At 35.8% G+C, this 20,815-nt stretch carries 23 protein-coding genes; 12 read left to right on the forward strand and 11 right to left on the reverse strand.

Annotated elements, in window-relative coordinates; translation table 11 throughout:
• Nucleotides 1-30 precede the first annotated feature (30 nt).
• The 12 genes from B0X80_RS18810 to B0X80_RS18865 all read left to right on the forward strand — a co-directional run bounded on the left by B0X80_RS18810 (nucleotide 31) and on the right by B0X80_RS18865 (nucleotide 11,996).
• The gene (locus tag B0X80_RS18810; protein ID WP_077343106.1) at nucleotides 31-1,674 is read left to right on the forward strand and encodes a diacylglycerol kinase family protein; all 1,644 of its coding nucleotides are present in this window, start codon (nucleotides 31-33) and stop codon (nucleotides 1,672-1,674) included.
• A gap of 182 nt (nucleotides 1,675-1,856) precedes the next feature.
• Nucleotides 1,857-2,780 carry a mechanosensitive ion channel family protein gene (locus B0X80_RS18815; protein ID WP_077343162.1) on the forward strand — a complete coding sequence of 308 codons (924 nt, stop codon included), beginning with the start codon at nucleotides 1,857-1,859 and terminating at the stop codon, nucleotides 2,778-2,780.
• Between the two features lie 30 nt (nucleotides 2,781-2,810).
• A complete protein-coding gene (locus B0X80_RS18820; protein WP_077343108.1) occupies nucleotides 2,811-3,677 on the forward strand; it encodes an MlaA family lipoprotein in 867 nt (288 codons plus the stop codon).
• The gene (locus B0X80_RS18825; protein ID WP_077343110.1) at nucleotides 3,677-6,085 is read left to right on the forward strand and encodes an efflux RND transporter permease subunit; all 2,409 of its coding nucleotides are present in this window, start codon (nucleotides 3,677-3,679) and stop codon (nucleotides 6,083-6,085) included. Before B0X80_RS18820 ends, B0X80_RS18825 begins: the two co-directional genes overlap by 1 nt.
• Nucleotides 6,086-6,332: 247 nt before the next feature.
• Complete coding sequence (locus tag B0X80_RS18830; protein WP_076420688.1) at nucleotides 6,333-6,884, forward strand: BON domain-containing protein; 552 nt, start codon at nucleotides 6,333-6,335, stop codon at nucleotides 6,882-6,884.
• 130 nt (nucleotides 6,885-7,014) lie between these two features.
• Complete coding sequence (locus B0X80_RS18835; protein ID WP_077343112.1) at nucleotides 7,015-8,007, forward strand: GGDEF domain-containing protein; 993 nt, start codon at nucleotides 7,015-7,017, stop codon at nucleotides 8,005-8,007.
• Between the two features lie 275 nt (nucleotides 8,008-8,282).
• Nucleotides 8,283-8,732: a hypothetical protein gene (locus B0X80_RS18840; RefSeq protein ID WP_077343164.1), complete on the forward strand. Its 450-nt coding sequence runs from the start codon at nucleotides 8,283-8,285 to the stop codon at nucleotides 8,730-8,732.
• A 132-nt stretch (nucleotides 8,733-8,864) separates the two neighbouring features.
• Entirely contained in the window at nucleotides 8,865-10,046 is a 1,182-nt protein-coding gene (locus tag B0X80_RS18845; protein ID WP_139345353.1) for an SEC-C domain-containing protein, read from the forward strand.
• A gap of 455 nt (nucleotides 10,047-10,501) precedes the next feature.
• Nucleotides 10,502-10,930 carry a hemerythrin domain-containing protein gene (locus tag B0X80_RS18850; protein ID WP_077343114.1) on the forward strand — a complete coding sequence of 143 codons (429 nt, stop codon included), beginning with the start codon at nucleotides 10,502-10,504 and terminating at the stop codon, nucleotides 10,928-10,930.
• A 70-nt stretch (nucleotides 10,931-11,000) separates the two neighbouring features.
• The gene (locus tag B0X80_RS18855; protein WP_077343116.1) at nucleotides 11,001-11,315 is read left to right on the forward strand and encodes a DUF883 C-terminal domain-containing protein; all 315 of its coding nucleotides are present in this window, start codon (nucleotides 11,001-11,003) and stop codon (nucleotides 11,313-11,315) included.
• A gap of 17 nt (nucleotides 11,316-11,332) precedes the next feature.
• Nucleotides 11,333-11,749 carry a hypothetical protein gene (locus tag B0X80_RS18860; protein WP_077343118.1) on the forward strand — a complete coding sequence of 139 codons (417 nt, stop codon included), beginning with the start codon at nucleotides 11,333-11,335 and terminating at the stop codon, nucleotides 11,747-11,749.
• A gap of 1 nt (nucleotide 11,750) precedes the next feature.
• Entirely contained in the window at nucleotides 11,751-11,996 is a 246-nt protein-coding gene (locus tag B0X80_RS18865; RefSeq protein WP_077343120.1) for a hypothetical protein, read from the forward strand.
• Nucleotides 11,997-12,183: 187 nt separating this feature from the next.
• Here B0X80_RS18865 and map read toward each other — a convergent pair whose 3' ends face one another.
• The 11 genes from map to B0X80_RS18920 all read right to left on the reverse strand — a co-directional run bounded on the left by map (nucleotide 12,184) and on the right by B0X80_RS18920 (nucleotide 20,811).
• Entirely contained in the window at nucleotides 12,184-12,966 is a 783-nt protein-coding gene (gene map / locus B0X80_RS18870) for a type I methionyl aminopeptidase (protein ID WP_077343122.1), read from the reverse strand.
• Nucleotides 12,959-13,165: a ParD-like family protein gene (locus B0X80_RS18875; RefSeq protein WP_077343124.1), complete on the reverse strand. Its 207-nt coding sequence runs from the start codon at nucleotides 13,163-13,165 to the stop codon at nucleotides 12,959-12,961. Before B0X80_RS18875 ends, map begins: the two co-directional genes overlap by 8 nt.
• 145 nt (nucleotides 13,166-13,310) lie before the next feature.
• Entirely contained in the window at nucleotides 13,311-14,366 is a 1,056-nt protein-coding gene (locus tag B0X80_RS18880; RefSeq protein ID WP_077343126.1) for an OmpA family protein, read from the reverse strand.
• Nucleotides 14,367-14,469: 103 nt separating this feature from the next.
• On the reverse strand, nucleotides 14,470-15,045 hold the full coding sequence (locus B0X80_RS18885; RefSeq protein WP_077343128.1) for a porin family protein: 576 nt from the start codon (nucleotides 15,043-15,045) through the stop codon (nucleotides 14,470-14,472).
• A 209-nt stretch (nucleotides 15,046-15,254) separates the two neighbouring features.
• Nucleotides 15,255-16,331, reverse strand: a complete 1,077-nt coding sequence (locus B0X80_RS18890) for an endonuclease/exonuclease/phosphatase family protein (RefSeq protein WP_077343130.1) — start codon at nucleotides 16,329-16,331, stop codon at nucleotides 15,255-15,257.
• 68 nt (nucleotides 16,332-16,399) lie between these two features.
• Nucleotides 16,400-16,984 carry a YqaA family protein gene (locus tag B0X80_RS18895; RefSeq protein ID WP_077343132.1) on the reverse strand — a complete coding sequence of 195 codons (585 nt, stop codon included), beginning with the start codon at nucleotides 16,982-16,984 and terminating at the stop codon, nucleotides 16,400-16,402.
• A gap of 60 nt (nucleotides 16,985-17,044) precedes the next feature.
• Nucleotides 17,045-17,506 (reverse strand): hypothetical protein, encoded by a 462-nt coding sequence (locus B0X80_RS18900; protein ID WP_077343134.1) that lies wholly within the window; start codon nucleotides 17,504-17,506, stop codon nucleotides 17,045-17,047.
• Nucleotides 17,507-17,613: 107 nt separating this feature from the next.
• The gene (locus B0X80_RS18905; protein ID WP_077343136.1) at nucleotides 17,614-17,862 is read right to left on the reverse strand and encodes a hypothetical protein; all 249 of its coding nucleotides are present in this window, start codon (nucleotides 17,860-17,862) and stop codon (nucleotides 17,614-17,616) included.
• 50 nt (nucleotides 17,863-17,912) lie between these two features.
• The gene (locus tag B0X80_RS18910; RefSeq protein WP_076420663.1) at nucleotides 17,913-18,089 is read right to left on the reverse strand and encodes a DUF1328 family protein; all 177 of its coding nucleotides are present in this window, start codon (nucleotides 18,087-18,089) and stop codon (nucleotides 17,913-17,915) included.
• A 195-nt stretch (nucleotides 18,090-18,284) separates the two neighbouring features.
• Complete coding sequence (locus B0X80_RS18915; RefSeq protein ID WP_077343138.1) at nucleotides 18,285-20,309, reverse strand: response regulator; 2,025 nt, start codon at nucleotides 20,307-20,309, stop codon at nucleotides 18,285-18,287.
• A 43-nt stretch (nucleotides 20,310-20,352) separates the two neighbouring features.
• On the reverse strand, nucleotides 20,353-20,811 hold the full coding sequence (locus B0X80_RS18920) for a response regulator (protein ID WP_077343140.1): 459 nt from the start codon (nucleotides 20,809-20,811) through the stop codon (nucleotides 20,353-20,355).
• Nucleotides 20,812-20,815: the final 4 nt, after the last annotated feature.

Raw genomic sequence — 20,815 nt, forward strand, 5'->3', positions numbered from 1 at the left:
AATATCGATTCTTAATAAAGGAACATATTCATGGCTATTCATTTTTATTATATTGCCTTAACGCTAATTTTTGCTGTATTGGGTTACTACAGCGCATTTTTCATCTCGTTTATTTTTTATTGGGCAAGTGCTTCGTTTTTTCTTATCTCAACCGCTTATTTAATAAAGCAGCCTAAAATTTTTAGAAAAAACAACGATGGAAGAATTCCTCTCTATATCAATATTCTATTATGGCCTTTTATTTCAGGGGTTTATGTTTATAACGCGGTTGCAAGACGCTTAGATAAAACCGATAAAATGCACAAAATAGATAAAGGTTTATACGTTGCTACTCGGTTAAACACGCAAGACTTTACCTCAGCTAATATCACCAATATTCATGCGATTGTAGACATGACCGCCGAGTTTAGTGCTTTAGATTGGGGGGCTTCAGCATTAGCGCTAGACTACTTAAATGTGCCAACGCTTGATCATCAAACACCTGATCTTGAATCGTTAAGAGAAAGTGTTACATGGATCAATAACCATATTAAGCAAGGGCATAACGTTGTTGTACATTGTGCTTTAGGAAGAGGGCGGTCGGTATTTGTTGCAGCTGCTTATTTGTTAGTTAAATATCCTAAGCTAACGGTAAGAGAAGTGTTAGAAAAAATAACCCAAGTACGCACACAAGCAGGACTAAACCCCTCACAGCTCAAGCAGTTAGTAAAGTACCGTGAAAATGATGAAATAGAAATCTACCCTAACGCATGGTTAATTGTGAACCCTGCTGCAGGCGGCGGAAAATGGAAGAAAAACCAAGATAAGGTTATCAATCAGCTTTATAAACATTTCTTATTAACCATTAAAGAAACCACGTTAGAGCTGTCGGCTAAACAATTAACCCAACAAGCACTATCAAACAACATTAAAACGGTTATTGCGGCCGGTGGCGACGGCACATTAAGAGAAGTTGCGGAGCAAGTAGTGAATAAACCTATTAATTTTGGCTTTTTGCCGATGGGAACAGCCAATGCGTTAGCTCATAATTTATATGGTCATCTTTCTAAAATTAACCCTGTAGAGCTAGCGTTATCGCATTTATGTAGTAAGCAAACCATTAAAATAGATACCGCAATCTGTAATGAAAAAACCGTATTGCTATTAGCTGGCATTGGTTTAGAACACGACATGATCAATTATGCAGACAGAGGTGTAAAAGACGACTTAGGGCAATTTGCTTATTTAAGTGGTTTTTGGAAAGCCTATACACAAGGAAAAACGCATAAGCTTAGCGTTGCATTTGATAATAACTCTTTTGAGGATATTGATACCACGAGCTTTATTGTGGCGAATGCTGCCCCTTTTACGAGTTTGCTTGCTCAAGGTAATGGCACGCCTAACTGCCAAGACGGTTTTCTTGATGTTACTTGGATTAACACAATAGAAAACGGTAGCAATAAACTGATGGGGTTGGGCGAACTTATTTCAGCAGGCTTAAATATAAATAGCTCCAGTAACGCTAATCGTGAATTAACGTCTGTAGATCAAAACATACAAACTCAACGAGTTAAGAAAGTTACCATTAAAAGCGACGAGTTGATTAACTACGTGATTGACGGTGAATTATTTAATAGCGAAGAACTGGTTATTAACATTAATCCTAATGCCTTAACCACGTTTTTAAAACAGTAATAGTATGAACTTATCATAATGAATAACTAACAATTTATTTTGTAAAATTTACTCTATAGGGATATAAAGATAGTTTGAAATAAAATAAATTACTTATACATCAATAGTCTATGTTTAGGCGTAAATGTTGCAACATCCATAATATTATTTTGATCGTAGAGGTAACTATGGATTTATTAAATATGGAGCTATTGAATGTCGATAAATATTGGGAGCTTATTGGAAGCAAACTCAGCCGCTGGTTAGAAACAGGCGTACAACACATACCTAACTTAATTGTTGCGCTTGTTTTTATTATCTTCTTTTCTTTCTTTGTACGTATAGCGGGCAAGGTTATACGTAATGTTTTAAGGCGTACATTCGATTCTCGACAAATAGCTGATTTATTATCCGCTATTATAAAAAGCTGTTTAATCATGCTGGGTATCTTTATTTGCTTAGACTTTATCGGCTTAAAAGGTACCGTAACCTCGTTACTTGCTGGTGCCGGTATTATTGGTCTTGCTATCGGTTTTGCCTTTCAAGATATGACCGAAAACCTTATTGCTGGCATTGTAATGGGTATCAGAAAACCCTTTAAAATGGGCGATGTTATTGAAGCCAATGGTGTATTTGGTAGCGTTCAAACCATTAATTTAAGAAACACACTGGTTGAAACTTTTTCGGGTCAAATCGAAGTTATCCCTAACAAAATACTATTTCGTAATATTTTAACTAACTTTACTATTTTGGGTATACGTAAGGTAGAAGTACCCGTATCTATATCTTATGCCGATGACCCTGATGAAGCGGCTAATGTTATTGTTAGCGCATTAAATAAATGTGATTTTGTTATTAGAAAAAATGAAACCGCTGTTTTCGCTGAAAGCTTTGGCGACAGCGCGATTAATCTGTTAGTTTGGTTCTGGATAGATTACCCCGGCGAACCAGGCTATATGGCGGCTAGGCACGGTGCTATCTCTAGTATTAAAAAATCATTAGAAACAGCTGATATCTTAATTCCATTTCCTATTCGAACACTCGATTTTGGTGCTAAAGGCGGTAAAGAGCTAAGCACAGTATTAACCGAACAGTTTCACACAAAAAATCAAAAAAGCGAATCTTAATCATAATTTCTACATAACTAAGGGGGCAACATGTTAAAAGCTCACAAGAATAATGTTTGTGGTGATGTTTACGTAAAACTTATATACGTAGGTATGTTGTTTTGTTTTTTACTGTTAACCGCATGCTCATCAACCGAATCGATAAAACATAAAAAAAACGTAGCTGTAACTCATAGTGTTCAAACGGCTGAAGTGCAAAAAGGGCCGTACGAAACTGAGGTGATGAATCAACCCAGCGTTGTCAGTTACACAGCTCCTGAAGATCCGTTAAGGTTTATTAACGAACCTATTTTTTCGTTTAACAACGCGGCGTACGAATATGTGCTCAGCCCGATAGCTGCGGGTTATGAAAAAATAATGCCTGAAGTGATTGATCAAGCCATTACTAATTTTTTCTACAATCTGCGCGAACCTCTTTACGCCTTAAATCACTTATTGCAGGGTAACTTTGCAGAAAGTTGGGAAAGCATAAAGCGTATCGTTATTAATAGCACGGTAGGTCTTGCAGGGCTATTTGATGCAGCCGACGACTTAATGGACATAGAAAGAAACAAAACAACCTTTGGTAATACGTTGCAATCTTACGGTGTGGGTTATGGTGCTTATATTGTTTTACCTTTACTTGGGCCGTCAGACTTTAGAGACACAGGTTCATTAACATTCAATTATTTTACTCATCCATTAAATTTTATTAATGATGAAAGTGCCGCTCAGCAATTATTAATAGTTGATGGTGTGCACGAGCAAGTTCCGGTGTTGTCAAATTATCCGAAGGTACTTGAAAACGTTGATAACCGCTATGAATTTGTTCGCAATTTATATATGCAAAACGTGCAACGTGATGGACAAGAAATACGTAAAGAAGCCTTTAGCGTAAACAATAAAGGTGGCAAGTAATGTTTAAATTTTCTTTAAAAACTTCTGCGTATTTTATATGTATCGCTTTTGCCGTAATTACAGTGGCATTAGCTTGGCAAGCGAAAAATTTTGAAATTAACGCCTCGGCAGATACGTTACTCGTTGACGATAATAAACACTTTATTGCGACGCAACTTGCCGACCAGCGTTATGGTTCAGAAGAGTTTATTCTTATTGCTTATCAGCCTAAAATTGAAAGTGTTGTTGACGAAAAAACGTTACAAGCGGTTTCCGAAATAGGTAAAAAAATAGCGAATATAACACGTGTTAAAAAAGTAAATAGCATTGTAAATGTGCCTATTTTTACTGCGGCTAAATCGTTTACTGCTGAGGTAAACACCTTAACGTGGGAAGAGCAAAAATTTCCTAAAAATACGCTTTTACTCAACTTAAAAAATCATCCCCTTTACGAAGATTTATTAATTAATAAAGAGCAAACGGCATTATCGTTACAAGTTGTTTTTAAAGCCGATCTTGAACTCACACGCATTAATAACGACATTATTGATATTAAAAAGCACGTATTAACACGAGAGCTTTCTGAAAAAGAGCGAACTCAGCTTAATCAATTAAAAGATAAAAGCGCTCAACTCAATAAAAAATTAGAAACAAAACGTATTAGCGAAATTGAAGAAATACGTTCAATATTAAAGCCTTACCAAAACACAGGCGACTTTTATTTAGGTGGTAATAACTTACTTACGTACGAACTGATCAAAATAATACAAAACGATTTAGTGCTGTTTGGCTCAGCTATTTTTTGTTTAATTGTAATTATTCTTGCGTATTTATTTCGTCAAGTCAGTTGGGTGTTACTGCCTATCATTGGCTGTGCAACCAGTGTGGTTATTACGGTAGGTTTATTAACGGCGCTGGCGTTTAAAGTTACCGTTATATCGGCCAATGTATTTGCACTCCAAATCATTTTGTCGCTCGCCATGATCATTCACTTAATTGTGCATTACCAAGAGCTCGTAAAAAAGCATCAAGACTGGTCGCATCAAGCACTAGTGATAGCGACAATAAAACAAAAAATTAAACCGTGTTTTTTTGCTGGCTTAACCACCACTATTGGTTTTGGTTCACTTATTTTTAGTGGTGTACAGCCTGTTATTAGTTTTGGTTGGATGATGGTTGTTGCCATGCTGGTTAGTTTTATTGTGAGCTTGGTGTTTTTCCCTGCGTTACTCATCGCCCTTTTTAATAAACAAACCTATGTAGCCGAACACAAAGTGGTTGAAAAAAGCATGCAATGGTTTGCTCGTACGGTTATTCATAAACCTAAGCGTATTGTGGTGAGTTCGGTATTGCTAACGGTTATTGGTTTAGGTGGTTGCTTATTATTAACGGCAGAAAATAGCTTTTTAAATTACTTTGACGAGTCTACCGATGTACGCAAAGAATTAACTTTTATCGACCAGCAATTTGGAGGCTCTACGCCATTCGACCTTTTGTACAATATTCCTGACAACGAAACAAAAACCGACTTAGTTATTTCAGCCGATGCCGTAAAAACCATTACTAACATTCAAAACATGCTGGTAAAAAACGAAGCGATTGGCGCGATAACATCGGTTGCTGACTTTACTAAAATAGCCCAAGTAGTTAATGGTAAACCGTTAACCGAGTACGAGTTAACAGCATTGTATAACAGCTTGTCGCCTGACTTACAAAAAGACCTTTTTGGTGCGTATTTCTCTGAAAGCGATAATCAAGCACGTATTTCAATGCGAGTGCAAGACAGCACCGAAGGATTAAACAGGGCAGACCTACTGGCAAATATTCATAAAGAATTAAACACCTTAGGCGTACAAAAAGATCAATACACACTAACTAGCTTATTTATATTGTACGAAGACATACTATCGCGCTTAGTTAATTCGCAAATTGTTACGTTAGCCATTGTGTACGGTGCAATGGCAATAACGTTAATGATTATATTTTCATCTTTTAAAGTGGCGATTATTGCCTTGATCCCCAACTTTATAACAACAGCCGCAATTATGGGGGTAATGGGGATTTTTGCGATACCACTCGATTTAATGACCATTACTATTGCAGCCGTCGCGATGGGGATCTCGATGGACGATACAATACATTATGTGCATCGTTATTTGGCCGAATTAAACAGCAGTAACAACGACACTATCGACATCGATAACAAACCGAACATTGTACTAAAAACCAATAGCTCGGTAGGTTATGCACTTATCTATACCACCACGGTGATTGTTGTTGGCTTTGGCTCACTGGTATTCTCAAACTTTGTTCCGAGCATGTTGTTTGGCTTACTTACCAGTATCGCCATGATAGTCGCGTTAGTGACCGACATTACTATTTTACCTGTGCTTTTAAAAAAATATGTTAATACGCAATCAGGTAAATAGCGCTTGAAGATGTAAGTACAGCTTAGTTCGGCTCAAGTTATTCATTAAACGCCATTGTTGTAGCAACAATGGCGTTTTTATTTATCTAGTAAATACGAATGTAACTTTTACATTATGGCTTGTAAAAAACGCTATAAATAATAACCTAATACATCACTTAAAATTAAATACACTTTAAAAATCAATATATTACGGTTTGGCATGATAGTCGCAATAGTTAAAGTGAATTAATTTAAAGGAGAATATTATGAAAAACTCAATTCGTTCTATTGTTACAGTAACGTTATTAACTCTTGGTTCAACTGCAGCTTATGCAGACAACACATGGGAAGATAGATCTAAAGATGCATGGTTAGACGGTAAAGCCGAAAGCACTTTACTATTTAACGGTAACTTAAATTCCTTTGATATAAACACAGACGTTCAAAGTGGCGTTGTTATTCTTACTGGTAAGGTTGATAGCGAAGTAGATAAAGCCTTAGCTGGCGAGTTAGTAGAAAGCTTAGAAGGCGTAAAATCAGTAGAAAACAAGCTTACCGTACTAGAGAAAGACAACGGTGAAGACGCGCAAATTTTAGTGTCGTTAACCGATTCGAAAGTTGAAGCGGTTGTTAAAACCAAATTGTTACTAGAGTCGGAAGTAAGCGGTACTAACATCGAAGTAGAAGTTGAAAACGGTGTAGTAACATTAATGGGAGAAGTTGATTCAGACAGTGCCAAAGAATTAGCTGTAGCCATTGCTACTAATACAAAAGACGTTAAGTCGGTTATTAATAAATTAGAAGTTGCACTTAGTTAATTTTTAAACGTTTAGCAAAAGCACACCTCGGTGTGCTTTCTTTTATTTTAGGTTACAACTTAGTACAACTATTCGCGATTAAGCTGATATAATGAGCAAGCGAACATTTTTACATTAAGGAGAATATAAAATGAAACGCCAAGCTCATTTACAAGAGGATTTTTATCAATTGCCATCTACTCAACAAAAACTGCATTTAGTATCAAGCACTGAAACTAAAACAAAGTTAACGCTATTGTTAGTGCACGAGTTTGAGCAGCAGTTAGACCAGTGGGTTGATATTTTTGATAACGATTACACCGTAAAAACAGCGATAGATGCCATAGGTGCCTTAAGAATCGTGCTAGATGAGAAAGTTGACTTAATTATTTCATCTGCACAATTACCCGACATGTCAGGATTAGACGTGTGTAAATTTGTAAAACAACATGTTACCACTCAGCATATTCAAGTTATTTTTGTGAGTGAACATTACAGCGAATTTGAAGAAGAAAAAGCCTTATCTTTAGGCGCTATTGACTACATATCAAGCGACACAAGTTCTAATATTTTATTTAAACGTGTAAAAAATCACATGAAATTAGTAAAACGTAGTAAAGAACTTGAACAGGTTTCTAAAACCGACGCGCTAACGGGTCTAGCCAATAGAATGTCGTTCGACACACAATTAAAAGAAGAATGGCAAGCCGCTATACGAGGCGAAAGTTCAGTGGCGCTTATTATGATTGATATAGACAACTTTAAGTTTTATAACGACGAATTTGGCCACGTAAAAGGTGATGAATGCTTAGCACAAGTGGCACAATGTTTAGCCCGCACTAAACACCGTTCTAAAGACTTTGTGGCTAGATTTGGCGGCGAAGAATTTGTTATGTTATTGCCTTTTACCGACTTAGAAGGCGCGAAAAAAATCGCTAAAAATATTGTTGAGTCAGTGAACAACTTAAATATTCCTCATTCACCGAAAGCGCAGCACCGCAATGTAACCATTAGCGCTGGCGTTACAGCATATTCCCCAACCTATAAAAACAAAACAGGGTTAAGCCTGTCTGACTTTATTAAAAATGCAGATACAAAACTGTATCAAGCCAAAAAATATGGCCGCAATAAATACTGTTTTTAAAGTAACCCATAAAAAATAGTAAACAATAATTAATAGAACACATCTAGAAACCCCCTTTAGCAGATCACCTCATTACATTTAGCATTACCCATTAATTACATGGGTAATGCTGAAACCAATATTATGCCCTCGTAATTATCAGGTAAGTTATTAAGCTTGTTAATTTATCAGAATGAATTTATTGTGATTTCTTGTAGGTTTAACACTAAATACAGCCTCAATGAAAAATTACATTATGTTGTTAGGAGTATAGTCTGTTGGTATTTATGAAAAATATGAAAATACTTGATAATCAAAAATTTAATACACAACCTATTTCTTCTGAGCAAAGCGCTATATTTTTAGGTAATACGAACACAGGTAAAAATATTGATGGTTGTTACTTGGAGCTTTGTATTAAAACAGGTTATAACTATCTTATCTTTATGACGGATGACATTCCTAATGAGGATATGCTTCATATTCACTTCTTGAATGAAAGTTTAGATATTCTTGATTCAGCCACTATTGGAAGCATGTATTCAACGGGGACTTTTCGAGATTACAATATTCAAGGCGAGAATACGGTAACTTTCTATTTTATTGGTGAAACTCAATGGAAAGTTGAAATATTAGAGAATAAGGAATTTACACTTCCACTTATTTCCCAGTCCAAAGGAGTTTCTAGGAAAAATATTTTTTCTCAATATTTTAAAATATATGGCAATCCAAAGTCTGGGGTTTAGCCATCAACTAAGCTTGGTAATTTATCAGATTGAATTTACTGTAATTTCTGGTAGGTTGTTAGATCTTGAAGTGGGCGCTGCATAGGGGTGTTTACATAATAAGCTGTTAGATAATAAAGGAAAGTAACACGTATGGATGATTTGTCCGAAAGAATAAGTAGTATGATTCGTAGTTTCGATGAAGAAACTAACTATTTGTTTATACAGACGATATTTCATGCTTTTAATACTCCTCTTCATGATCCTTGTTGGTGTCAAAGCGGAAAGAAATATATAAAATGTCACAAAAAGAGACATGAATTACGTAAGATAAGCGAAGGAGAAATGAGAAAAGAACTATTAAATATATTTGATAGTAAAAAATATTGTTCAGCTTCATTTGATAATAAAAACTGTAAAATGCCAATAAAAGGTGCGCATACAATCCAGCGAGGAAGAGTATTATCTAGTATAGCTAAGGATGGGCATGTTGGTAGTTTTTATCGAAATAATAGTGGCTTTGAAAACGTGAGGGATATTAAGTTAGGTGTAAAAAAAGAAGCATCTATTTTTTATGGCTTTTGTGATTTTCATGACACTGAGTTATTTAAAGAAATAGAGTTAAATGAATTCATTGCCTCTCCAGAAAATTGTTGGGCAAGTTCCTATCGTGCTATATGTCATGAATATTATCAAAAAAAAGCAGCTAAAAAAGCTGTTACTTGGCAAATTGATAATTTGGATAAAGGGTATAAGTTAAGTGAACAATTGATATTACAAGAACAATTAATGCTATTAAAAAGAGATGTATTTAAGGGATTTGATGATATTTTATCAATTAAAGAAAAATATGAACAGGTAAGGATAAGTTCTAATTATCATATGATTTCATCTTATGTGATTGTAATTAATGAGCCTTTGAGTCTAGCTGTTTGTGGAACAATGTCGCCTTATTACGATATTAATGGAGTGAAGATTCAGAACTTGGGGATATCTAATTACTTGTTTCAACACTTTGCTATATCGACTGTAACAGTGAACGGTAAAGGTGCTTATGTAATATCTTACTTAAAAGAACATAGTGTTATTAAAAACTATTTATCTGATGTTTTTGCTAAAAGTAACGATTTTATTAAGTCTTGGTTGACCAAATCAATTTTTGCATATTCAGAGAATTGTTTTTTTAATTTAGATTGGTGGGAGGAACTTAGTTCGGATAAAAAATTATCTATTTATAATCTTGCAATGTCTGAAAATTATACAAAAAAAATTGATATAGATGATGTAGTGAGTAGTGAAGTGAAAGGAGAGATATCATCTATTGATCTTATTTAACAAATAATTTACTAGTATCAACTTAGAAGTATGACATTAATTCTTTTTAATAGAATAACACTCCTCCAAAAGCTAACGATCAATAATACTTAACGTTAGCTATAAAGCCCCTCCCAATCTCTTCAGCAATGCTCGGGTTAATCACTGCTGTGTAAATCTTTCACGTAGGGTGTGTACATCTTACGTCTGCAATTTCTTATTTTTCCCTATATTTAAAATAATCTCTATATTTTCAAGTGTTTATGTTTTTGTTTTAGTTGGTACAGATATTGAACCTTATTAAGTGAACATTAAACGTTTAGGCGTAACGAGCGGTAACAAGGTATGGCATTTAATACTGACGTGGTTCGTTATTATTCTGAAATATGTACATTTTGTTGTTACCTAAACGTGAGAGATATTAGCTGAGTACATACAGCCTTATGACTTTAAACAAACGACTTGTAGGAGACCACATGAAGATATTTGAAGCATTACGTAATGATCACGATAAACAAAGAGCACTTATAAAATTGTTGCTAGGCACTCATGGTGATTCAGACGTTAGAGCCGAATATTATCAACAACTTAAAGCTGAATTAGAAACCCATGCCGTAGCAGAAGAAAGACATTTTTACGCGCCATTGATGCAATTAGACAATACGGTTGATCTGTCTCGACACGGTGTTGCCGAGCATCATCAAATTGATAAATTTATTGCCGAGTTAGATACGTTAGATATGAGTTCGCCACAATGGTTATTAACGTTTAAGAAGTTGGCTCACAAAGTAGATCACCATTTAGAGGAAGAAGAGCAAGAGTTCTTTCAGCAGGCAGGTAGAGCATTGTCTGATGGTGAAAAGGAAAAACTAGCGGATCATTATCTTACGGAAATGGCGTCTTAATACGTTATTGAACGAGCTTAAAAATACTTAATTTAATCTTAATTACATTCAACAGAAAAGGATAATTAACATGGCACAGTCAAAACAAGAAACTAAACCTGTAATCAAAAAAAACGTAGCACAAGAGCATCCAGTAGCGGATAAGTTACAAGGTACTTTGCATGAGTCGGTAGACACTTTAGCCGAGAAAGTAGGCTCAGCAGAAGACACTTTGCGTGCAACCGCTCAAAGAAGCTCAGCAACGCTGGCGCAAAAGCAAAGTGAATTAAAAGAGAAATGGGATAAATCGGGCGTTAAGCAATATGCTATCGAAAATCCTGTTGCTACCGCGGGGATAGCGTTTACCGTAGGTATGCTGGTGTCGTCACTTTTAAAAAGAAGATAAGCGAGGCGTAAATTAGCATGAGCATTCCAAAACAAGAGCATACCGTTAAAGAACATCACGAAGAACGCATGGAGCAAAGTGCTTCCTTCAAGAAAACCTACGACAGTATTGAAGCTTTATTTGGAAGTAAAATTGCTAGACTAATTGCCTCTAAAAACCTCGTAGTTGCTGAGGCTAAGCTTAGCCTTAGCGCTATTTTGTTATCGTTTGCTATCAGCTTAACGCTTGTTGTTATAGGGGCGGTAATATGGATATTGTTAAATATTGGCTTAGGTTTAGTGGTTTATAAGTTTATTGATTCTATAAGCCTGTCTATCATTTTGTTACTCGTTGTTAATACGTCTTTAGGTTTATGGTTATTTAAGCAGTTAAAAAGCATATGGAAACTCGTTGGTTTTCATTCAACGGTTGCGCAAATTGTAGAAGGTAACTAGCATGAAATTTATTATTAAAGATGAAATAAAAGAGGTAGAAAACGCGAAGCAAATTTACACCGCAGCTTGTGCGTTTGACCAACATACCAGCTTAGTCGCCAAATCAAATATTAATACGTTATTAGCGTCTGAAGAAGGAATAGCCGCGGCTTTTGGTGCAGGTGTTGTTAAAGGAATGGTAAGCGATACAGGTACGTCTTCTCATTCTTCTTTATCTGGTTTAATGCAGTTATTAATGAAGCTGTAGCGTTTTAGTTACCACGAATTTTTAACTCAGCACCATTTTTTATAGTGCTTGCGATATCAATAATTAATAACCCAAAAAGCACCAGTAGGTGCTTTTTGGGTTTTTACATTTAATCAATAAGGTTGAATGAACTGGCGTTGATTTGGTGCTTTAGGCGGCGTTTTTACTTATCAGTAAATTGAGCCAATTATATGTCTGTTAGGCTTTCATCTTCACGAAGGGTTAGTACTTCATAGCCCGTTTGGGTAACTAAAATTGTGTGTTCCCATTGAGCTGAAAGCTTTTTATCATGTGTAACAACTGTCCAACCATCTTTTTTAGTTTTTATTTTTTTTGAACCTTGGTTGATCATGGGTTCAATAGTGAATGTCATGCCTGCTTCTAATACCAAACCTGAATGCGGTTTTCCATAGTGCAGCACTTGAGGATCTTCGTGCATTTCTTTACCAATACCATGACCGCAATATTCTCGAACGACGCTATAGCCAGCCGACTCTGCATGTTTTTGAATTGCATAACCAATATCGCCGAGTGTTGCTTTAGGTTTTACTGCTTTAATACCTTTCCACATAGCCTCGTAAGTCGTTTTAACTAAACGTTTAGCTTCTGGGCTTGCTGCACTTAAAATATACATTTTACTTGAGTCACTGATAAAACCATTTTTTTCTAAGGTGATATCAACATTTAAAATATCTTTTGTTTTCAAAGGGAATTTATCATTGGGAACACCATGGCATACCACATCATTTACAGAGGTATTAAGTGAATACTGATAGCCATATTGCCCTTTACTGGCGGGGCGTGCATTTAATTCATTAACAATGTAACTTTCTACTTTAGTGTCAATTTCTAGTGTTGTTATACCTTCACAAATAAAGTCATCAAGCATTTTAAATACTTGAGCTAAAAGTCTGCCAGACTCTCTCATGAAATTAATTTCTGCATCAGTTTTTATCATGGTTTTATTCATGTAATAACTCTGCAATAGTCAGGTTCTCTTTTAGTAATTGATTTTTAATTATTTCATGAAAGGTGAGTGTTGGGTTTAACTCGGCAAGCATTCCCATTTTGATCCAAAATTCAGCTTGTGAATTAATAGATCTAGACATTACATTACTCGATTTTCTGATTTCATCATGTAATTCGTCAGATATTTTAACTATTCCCATTATGCGTTCCATATATGATTGATATACGAATCATATAATCCATAATAGAAGATGTCAATTCTGACTCCTTGAATATAAAAAAGGGTATAAATAGTTATTAACCTATTTATACCCTTTGTTCTTATGATTTAGCTGTTTTGTGTAGCTATTTTTTAACCACATTTTTGGTTGTTGTTTCTATTTGAGCAACAACACGACGATTTGCTTTATGGTCGGCTGCTGTGTTGCCTTGAGAAAGCAGTTGAGTTTCCCCAAAGCCTACTGCACTTAATCGGTTAGCACTAATGTTGAAGTTATTAATTAATGCATTTTTTACTGAATAAGCACGTTTTTCTGATAAGGCTAAGTTGTAGTCTGCTTCGCCTGTTGCAGAGGTATGGCCTTCAATAACAACATCGGTATTTTTGTATTCTTTCATGAAGTCGGCTAAGCGTTGAATTTCTATCATTGAAGCAGGGCTTAATGCTGCGCTTTCCATAGGAAAATTAACGTTTAATTTAATAGATACACTTTCTTCTGCATATAACGTACAGCCTCTAGAATCTACTTTTACGTTTGTTGGTGTGTCTTTACATAGGTCATTTTTGTCAAACACACCATCTTTATCGCCGTCTAGTTCTTTTTTCACGACAGGTTGAACATTAGCCGTTTTAACGGGCTTGTCTACTTTTGCTGGCGTGCTTTTTTTGGTGTCGCCAAAGGCATATTTATAACCCAATTTGAAACCTTGGTCTGTATAGCCATAATCAACATCGCGATATACAACGGCTTCAGTATAAAATGAAGAACGATCACTTAATTTGAAGTTATAACCAACACCAACATTAAGGGCGTTGTAGCTTTCAGCATTGTTGAAGCGTTTTACACCAGTAAATAGGTACATGTCAGAGTCTTCAGGTGTATAAATAGCGTCAACACCGTAACGATTACCATAAGCTTTATCTGTACCGTTAAAAACATCGTAGCGAGTACGAGCAAGTTCTATTCTTACTTTCCAAAAGTCATTAACGGCTTTTTGTAAGTCAATACCTATTGATTTACCTGCTTCCATTTGTTGCCAGTCTATTGAGCTTTCTTTCGCGGTACTTGATTTAATATAGTCGCCAAAAACACCTAGCTCCCATGTTTTATCAATGGTTTCATCTGCCATTGCCGAAGTACTTATTATTGCTGTTAAAAGAGATATTTTAAAAAATTTCATATGATTTCCTTGTATAAAAAAATTGCAGTTGTTTAGTTAAACAAACGACAAGTTATTAAATGCCCATGTTTTTTGTTTGATAATTTGAGTGCTTCGGTATTACTTAAAACGTGTATTGCACCGATACACTTGCGTAATCTATTTCGCTATCGAGACTGTCTATATTCGACAGAATGCCGATTTCATCTTCGTCAAAATTGAAATCAAAGCGGGTGTAATTGACTTTTAAATCCCATCCTTGAGAAATAGCAAATGATGCTCCAGCTCCGTAGAAAAATTCGTTACCATCTGTTGCGCCATTTCCGGCAGCGCTATTAATATCAGCGTCCCACCATAAGTATCCTCCATTAACAAATAGGGTGATGTAATCGTTAATAGGTAAACCTAAATTTAAGCCTAAGGTGTAACCGTCGAGTTCAGTATTTAAGTTGCTGCCGCCATATTTACCGAAATCAATATAGCCGGCTTCTAGTGATACAACTTCGTTAAGTTGAGAGCCAATGTAAACGTTGTAAGCGTTGTCATCTTCATCAAAATCGTCTTCACCATCTACATTGAGTAATCCATAACCCGCACCAGCGTAAAAACCATGATTATCGATAGGGGAGTCGTCGGCAGCATAAGCCGGAATGAAAAATAGAGATGATAAAACTAAAGAGATAATTGATTTATTCTTCATAAAATTTTCCTTGTACTGATGAATGTTTCATATTGTACAAAGCAAATCATAGGCCAACTAATAAATGCTTAATATTCAGTTGTTTATTGGTTTTAATGTGTTTTGTTTTATAAAGGAAATTGTAAAAAAAACAGGGTATAAGTAAATTTTACACTATGGGTCTGAATATAAGTGTTGTTGAAAGTTGCCTTTGTTGTCTTATGAATAGGCTATTCACCCGGCTTTGGTACATTACTACTGTTTGCATTTTCTGCTGCGGTTATATTGTTTGTTCTTTCTATATCGCTATGTTGGGCGGTTATTCCCGTTTGTTTTTTATGTGGGCTGTATGACAGTGTTGTGAGTAATGGAAAGTGGTCAGATCCTATAGCGGGGAGGCGTTTGATTTTTGATAAAGTGAAGTGTTGGCTATGAAATAAATGATCTAAAGGCCAGCGTGCAAATAGGTATGATGTATGGAAAGTATTAAACATACCTCTGCCAATGCGGGGGTCTAATAAGCCACTTATTTTTCTAAAAAGTCGTGTGGTAGATGACCAAGCAACATCATTTAGGTCTCCTGAAACAACAACAGGCTGTTTGGTTTTAGCAATACTCTCTGCCACCATAATTAACTCAGCATCTCGTTGTGACGAACGTTCATTTTCTGTTGGGCTGGGTGGCGCAGGATGGAGAAAATGAGCGCGTATTTTTACGCCATTTCTCAATGTTATTGATGTATGTATAGATGGTATTTTATTTTCAACAAGGTACTTAATTTCTTGATCAGCTAGCGGCAGTTTAGAAAAAACATGCATGCCATATAAATTATCTAAAGGGCAATTAACGGTGTAAGGCATTTCTTGGGTTAATGTACTAAGGGCTTTTTCCCACCATTTATCTGACTCTAAGGTAACAAGCACATCAGGATTATGAAACTTAACCAATTCAATTAAAGCTCCAGCGTTTCTATTCATCATCAGCACATTGTAGTTAAGGATGGTTAATTGATTTTTGGGGTCGTGTTCTTTTGATGTTTGTACTTCTTTTCGCCAAAAGCGTGTGTAAGGTAACACCCACCATAATTGCCAAATTATTGAGAGCATTGTCAGAGTGAAGTATGTAAAAAATAAGGGAGATGTATTTGGCATAAATAAGACTTGGCTTATTAATAAAATACAGCCACCAATAATAAATTGTAATCGGGGGAAATCAAATATTCTTATAAGCCAATGAGAACAGCGTAATAAAGGGATAATTGTTGCTGCAATAAATAAAAACGTTAGGGCGGTCAGAAGGCTAGGCATTTTATATCCTTGTTCATTTTATTTGGCTGGTTATCTGCTTAATTTATGTTTTTAATAGATAAAATTGGTTAAAAAAAACTATTTACACCCCACATAGCTAGAATGATAACCGTTAAAGCAATCATTGTTTTGGTTTTATGCTTACGGATGAGTTTTTCTGCTTTATCACCCGCGTAATAAACGATTATGGCTAACCCGAAATAACGAATAGATCGGGCAATTGTTGCGGCAATTAAAAAAAGTGTCAGTGAATATTTAGTAGCACCGGCAGCAAGCATAGCGATTTGAAATGGAACAGGAACAATGCCTAAAGTTATTACAAACCAGAAGCCTTGGTTTTCCATTTTTTGCTTAACGCCTTCAAACTGTTCTGGCGTTGAAAAAGTATTAATAATCCAATCACCCACGGCATCAAATAGATAATAACCTAAGGCATAACCAAATAAGGCGCCAATAATACAACCCAGTGTTGCCATAAGTGCAATAAGCCATAGTTTTTCACGGCGTGCTTGCATTAAAGGCACTAAAATAGCTTCTAGCGGAATGGGGACTATAGTTGATTCTAAAAAAGATGCTACGGTAAGGCTACTGAGCATATGTTTAGATTTAATGAATTTTTTGGTCTTTTTTTTAAGCTTTTTTTGAATAGACATAGCCCTTCCTTCATATACCTGTTATCAATAAATAGGCTGAAAACTTTAAAGTTAAGTGTTTTAATTAGGCTTGCGGGTTAGGTGTAAAAAGAGCCCTAATGCAGTTAACAAAAGCGCCGTGGAAGTTATTATGGCTACTGGGTAGTATAGGTTACCTGCGAGATCTAGCTGGCTATATTTTATTACCATAATTAGCCCTTCAAGCGATAAAGCAACACAGACCATACCTATAAATCTAGGCATTGTTCTTCTTAACACTGTGATCGCGTCATCTTCTTTTTTATCTGGCGTATTATTTACATATTCTTTATTAATCACGAGAGCGAGTTCAAATACCGCTAATCCAATGACTCCAGTATTTATACTGTTTAAAAACATTTCCATAATATCGGAGCCGTTCAATATCGCTGTAGATATATTGACAACTAAAGAAATTAAAATGGCTGCAGCTAACCCTAAAAATATAAAGGTGAATAGGGTGGCAAAAGTGTTTTTAATAAGTAGGCTGGCTGAATCGTTCATGAGTTATATTCCTGTTACTGATCAGGTGTTTGGTATGAACAGTGTGTTTTTAATAAAAAACACACTATGACCCAAAGGCGATAGTGTGTGTTTAGGGGAAGCTAAAATTAACAGTCTTGATCTTTAGCTTTTAAGCCTTCTTTTACATCTTCACAAGCATCTTCTACTGCGTTACCAGCATCTGTTGCTGCGTCTTTAATTGAGTCGCCTGCATCTTCTACGGCATTACCTGCGTCAGACATTACTTTGTCAATTTTTTCGCCGGCGTTTTCAGCTTTGTTATCTGTACAAGCGGTTAAGCCCAAAGCTGCAATAATTGTTAATAATAGTAATGATTTGTTTTTGTTAATAGTCATAGTCATTCTCCGTTAAAAAATAAAATGGGTATATACAGTTAATACGTTATTTAAGCTTTGGGTGCTTTACCTCGTATAGCATTGGAAATTAATGAGATAACCAACAATACGACAAAAATAAAAAATATAATTTTTGCTACACCAGCTGCTGCTCCCGCGATTCCACCAAAACCAAAGATAGCCGCAATAATTGCTATAACAAAAAAGGTTAATGCCCAACCTAACATATGTTTCTCCTTTTAGATTTGTTAATGAGTGTCTTCAGGTATAGTAATGCGATACTTGTGCCAATGGTTAAGTTGTTGTTTTGTAGTTGTTTTTATTTTATTGTTGAGGTGATGTGAATATATAGCAGTAAACTTTACAAAGTGAAAATGTATAATTTTCACAATTGAGGTTGATTGGTGAATGAAGGGGGAGTTTTAAGTTATTTGTTTAAGCATAGTTAAGTTAATGGGTTTGAGCAGTGCTTGATCAATCGAGAATTCGGTTAGTACGTCTTGACTGATTGCGTTGCCACTAATAATGGTTATTTTACTGTTAGGTGAGAGTATTCGTAGTTGTTTAGACAAGACTAAACCATTAGCGTCGGGGAGGTTGATGTCTAATAATATTTGGTCGTATTGGTGGTTAGATAGCCCTTCGTTTTGTGTTAAAAGTGTTGTTGCTTCTGCTGCGCTGTGGGCAATACTTGCTTCAATATTTAAATTATTGAGGAGTAAGGCGGTAACTTGAGCGGCGTCTTTATCGTCTTCAATAATTAAAAAGTGTTTTGAGGGCGATGCGGCGTTTTCTGTTGTATTAAATGTATTTTTTGCCGGCTGATTAAGCGGATTTTTTTGCACTCTGGTATTTTTATTACGCGCTAAGCTTTGTGTTAACGATTGATATAGGGCGTGTTTATCTACCGGTTTTGCAACTACGTCGTTAAAACCTAAGCTTTTTAGTTCTTGATGTACACCTTTCATTGTTGCTGCGGTAACGGCAATTATTTGTGTAGTTATGCCCATTTCACGTAGTTTTAAAATAGTACGTTTACCATCTAAAACAGGCATGTGAATATCCATAAGTATGCTGTTAAAGGGGTTGCCTTGTTCTTGAGCTTCTAAAATTTTAGTGATGGCATGTTCGCCATTAACGGCAAAGGATGTTTTTAAACCAAACGATCGGCAAATAAAACCAATAAGATTTCGAATATCTTTTAAGTCGTCAACTATTAATACGTGTCCGGTAATTTGGGGGAAGTTTTCTGTTGTTGCTTGTGAGCGTATTCGGTTAAAAGATAAAGGCGCAACGGTGGTATGAGATATATCGCCTAACTCAAGGGTAATAATAAATTTGCTGCCAACATTTTCTGTTGATTCTACCTCTATTGTTCCGCCCATTTGTTTTAATAGTTCACAACAAATGGCTAAACCTAAGCCGGCTCCTTCTTCGTTACGTGAAACAATATCCTCCACTTGTTCAAAAGGTTTAAATATTGTGGCAAGTAAATGTGTAGGAATGCCAATACCTGTATCGGTAATCGTAAAGTGTAAGGTGTTTTTACTGTTTTTACTGTTGTTACTGTTGTTACGGTCTAACCATATATCGACGGTAACTGAACCTTTGTCGGTAAACTTTATAGCGTTATGGATAAGGTTAATAAACACTTGTCTTAATCGTATTGCATCAGCATTAATGTGTAGCGGTAGTGGTGTTTTAGCATTTATTTTTAGTACGATACCTTTATCTTGAGCGGTTACAGACATTAAGGCGTACAAGTCAATAATAAAGTTGTCTAATGCGATATGGGTGTAGTTGAGTTCAAGCTTATCGGCGGCAATTTTTGAAAGGTCGAGTACGTTATTTAATAAACCTAGTAAATGTTTACCATTGTCTAAAATAGTGCTTAATTCAGCATGAATATGGCTGTTTTCTTTATTGAATAATAAGAGCTCGGTATAGCCCAAAATAGAAGTAAGTGGTGTACGTAGTTCATGGCTAAGGTGAGCAACAAATTTGTCTTTCGATCGACTACGGGTTTCAGCTTTAATACGCTCTAAGCGTTCGTTTTCAATTTCCTTTCGAGACAGCGCATAGCGAATAGCACGATGAAAACGTGTGGTGTTAAGCTCTGATTTTACAACGTAATCAACAGCCCCAGCATCTAGGGCGTCGTTATCAAGTTGATTGTCAGATTGGCCGGTTAACATAATGATAGGTATGGTACAGCCGGCATTAATCGCTTGTTTAAGTACGGCTAAGCCATTAATTGAGCCTAATTGATAATCAAGTAGGCAGATGTCGTGCTTATTTTGTTTAAGTAACTCTAGCGCTTCAACGGAGCTGTCGGTCCATTGAATATCAAACTGGTAAGTTGATACTTGTTGAAGATAATCACTGGTTAATAGGTAATCGTCTTCGTCGTCTTCTACTAGCAATACGCTTTTTATTGGGTTAGTCATAACTGATCATTATCGCCAAGTGGTTACTTAAATTTTTAATTTATTACTTGTCTTCCGACACGGGAAACTCTACAAATTCAATCCAATATTTACCTAATGTTTTCATGAGATCAACTAGGCCTTCAAAATTAACGGGCTTGGTAATGTAGGAAGCCGCACCTAAGTTGTAACCTTTTACTTTATCTTCTTCTTGCTTTGATGTGGTTAATATAACAACAGGAATACCTTTTAGTTCTGGATTACTTTTAATCTCTTTTAAAGCTTCTCGCCCGTCTTTACGCGGCATATTTAAATCAAGCAATATCAAATCTGGCCTAGGTGATAAGGCTTTATCTTGATATTTGCCTTCTCGGTTTAGGTATTCAAGTAGTTCTACACCGTCTTCAACGCTGTAAAGTGTATTAAGTACTCTGCTTTCTATTAAAGCGTCTTGGGTTAATAGCCTGTCGTCTTCATCGTCGTCTGCTATTAAAATAGTTATTGCTTTAGTATTCATATTCATGCTC

This window comes from Pseudocolwellia agarivorans, from assembly GCF_002000085.1.
In the GTDB taxonomy this organism is placed as follows: Bacteria; Pseudomonadota; Gammaproteobacteria; order Enterobacterales; family Alteromonadaceae; genus Pseudocolwellia; species Pseudocolwellia agarivorans.

Bases quoted from the DNA above. Each gene is read 5' to 3' on its own strand.
- B0X80_RS18905 (WP_077343136.1), bottom strand. From the start codon at position 17,862: ATGACTATTAACAAAAACAAATCATTACTATTATTAACAATTATTGCA.
- B0X80_RS18830 (WP_076420688.1), top strand. From the start codon at position 6,333: ATGAAAAACTCAATTCGTTCTATTGTTACAGTAACGTTATTAACTCTT.
- B0X80_RS18860 (WP_077343118.1), top strand. From the start codon at position 11,333: ATGAGCATTCCAAAACAAGAGCATACCGTTAAAGAACATCACGAAGAA.
- B0X80_RS18865 (WP_077343120.1), top strand. From the start codon at position 11,751: ATGAAATTTATTATTAAAGATGAAATAAAAGAGGTAGAAAACGCGAAG.
- B0X80_RS18890 (WP_077343130.1), bottom strand. From the start codon at position 16,331: ATGCCTAGCCTTCTGACCGCCCTAACGTTTTTATTTATTGCAGCAACA.
- B0X80_RS18895 (WP_077343132.1), bottom strand. From the start codon at position 16,984: ATGTCTATTCAAAAAAAGCTTAAAAAAAAGACCAAAAAATTCATTAAA.
- B0X80_RS18875 (WP_077343124.1), bottom strand. From the start codon at position 13,165: ATGGGAATAGTTAAAATATCTGACGAATTACATGATGAAATCAGAAAA.
- B0X80_RS18820 (WP_077343108.1), top strand. From the start codon at position 2,811: ATGTTAAAAGCTCACAAGAATAATGTTTGTGGTGATGTTTACGTAAAA.
- B0X80_RS18840 (WP_077343164.1), top strand. From the start codon at position 8,283: ATGAAAATACTTGATAATCAAAAATTTAATACACAACCTATTTCTTCT.
- B0X80_RS18845 (WP_139345353.1), top strand. From the start codon at position 8,865: ATGGATGATTTGTCCGAAAGAATAAGTAGTATGATTCGTAGTTTCGAT.
- B0X80_RS18825 (WP_077343110.1), top strand. From the start codon at position 3,677: ATGTTTAAATTTTCTTTAAAAACTTCTGCGTATTTTATATGTATCGCT.
- B0X80_RS18915 (WP_077343138.1), bottom strand. From the start codon at position 20,309: ATGACTAACCCAATAAAAAGCGTATTGCTAGTAGAAGACGACGAAGAC.
- map (WP_077343122.1), bottom strand. From the start codon at position 12,966: ATGAATAAAACCATGATAAAAACTGATGCAGAAATTAATTTCATGAGA.
- B0X80_RS18900 (WP_077343134.1), bottom strand. From the start codon at position 17,506: ATGAACGATTCAGCCAGCCTACTTATTAAAAACACTTTTGCCACCCTA.
- B0X80_RS18815 (WP_077343162.1), top strand. From the start codon at position 1,857: ATGGAGCTATTGAATGTCGATAAATATTGGGAGCTTATTGGAAGCAAA.
- B0X80_RS18835 (WP_077343112.1), top strand. From the start codon at position 7,015: ATGAAACGCCAAGCTCATTTACAAGAGGATTTTTATCAATTGCCATCT.
- B0X80_RS18885 (WP_077343128.1), bottom strand. From the start codon at position 15,045: ATGAAGAATAAATCAATTATCTCTTTAGTTTTATCATCTCTATTTTTC.
- B0X80_RS18910 (WP_076420663.1), bottom strand. From the start codon at position 18,089: ATGTTAGGTTGGGCATTAACCTTTTTTGTTATAGCAATTATTGCGGCT.
- B0X80_RS18850 (WP_077343114.1), top strand. From the start codon at position 10,502: ATGAAGATATTTGAAGCATTACGTAATGATCACGATAAACAAAGAGCA.
- B0X80_RS18920 (WP_077343140.1), bottom strand. From the start codon at position 20,811: ATGAATATGAATACTAAAGCAATAACTATTTTAATAGCAGACGACGAT.
- B0X80_RS18880 (WP_077343126.1), bottom strand. From the start codon at position 14,366: ATGAAATTTTTTAAAATATCTCTTTTAACAGCAATAATAAGTACTTCG.
- B0X80_RS18855 (WP_077343116.1), top strand. From the start codon at position 11,001: ATGGCACAGTCAAAACAAGAAACTAAACCTGTAATCAAAAAAAACGTA.
- B0X80_RS18810 (WP_077343106.1), top strand. From the start codon at position 31: ATGGCTATTCATTTTTATTATATTGCCTTAACGCTAATTTTTGCTGTA.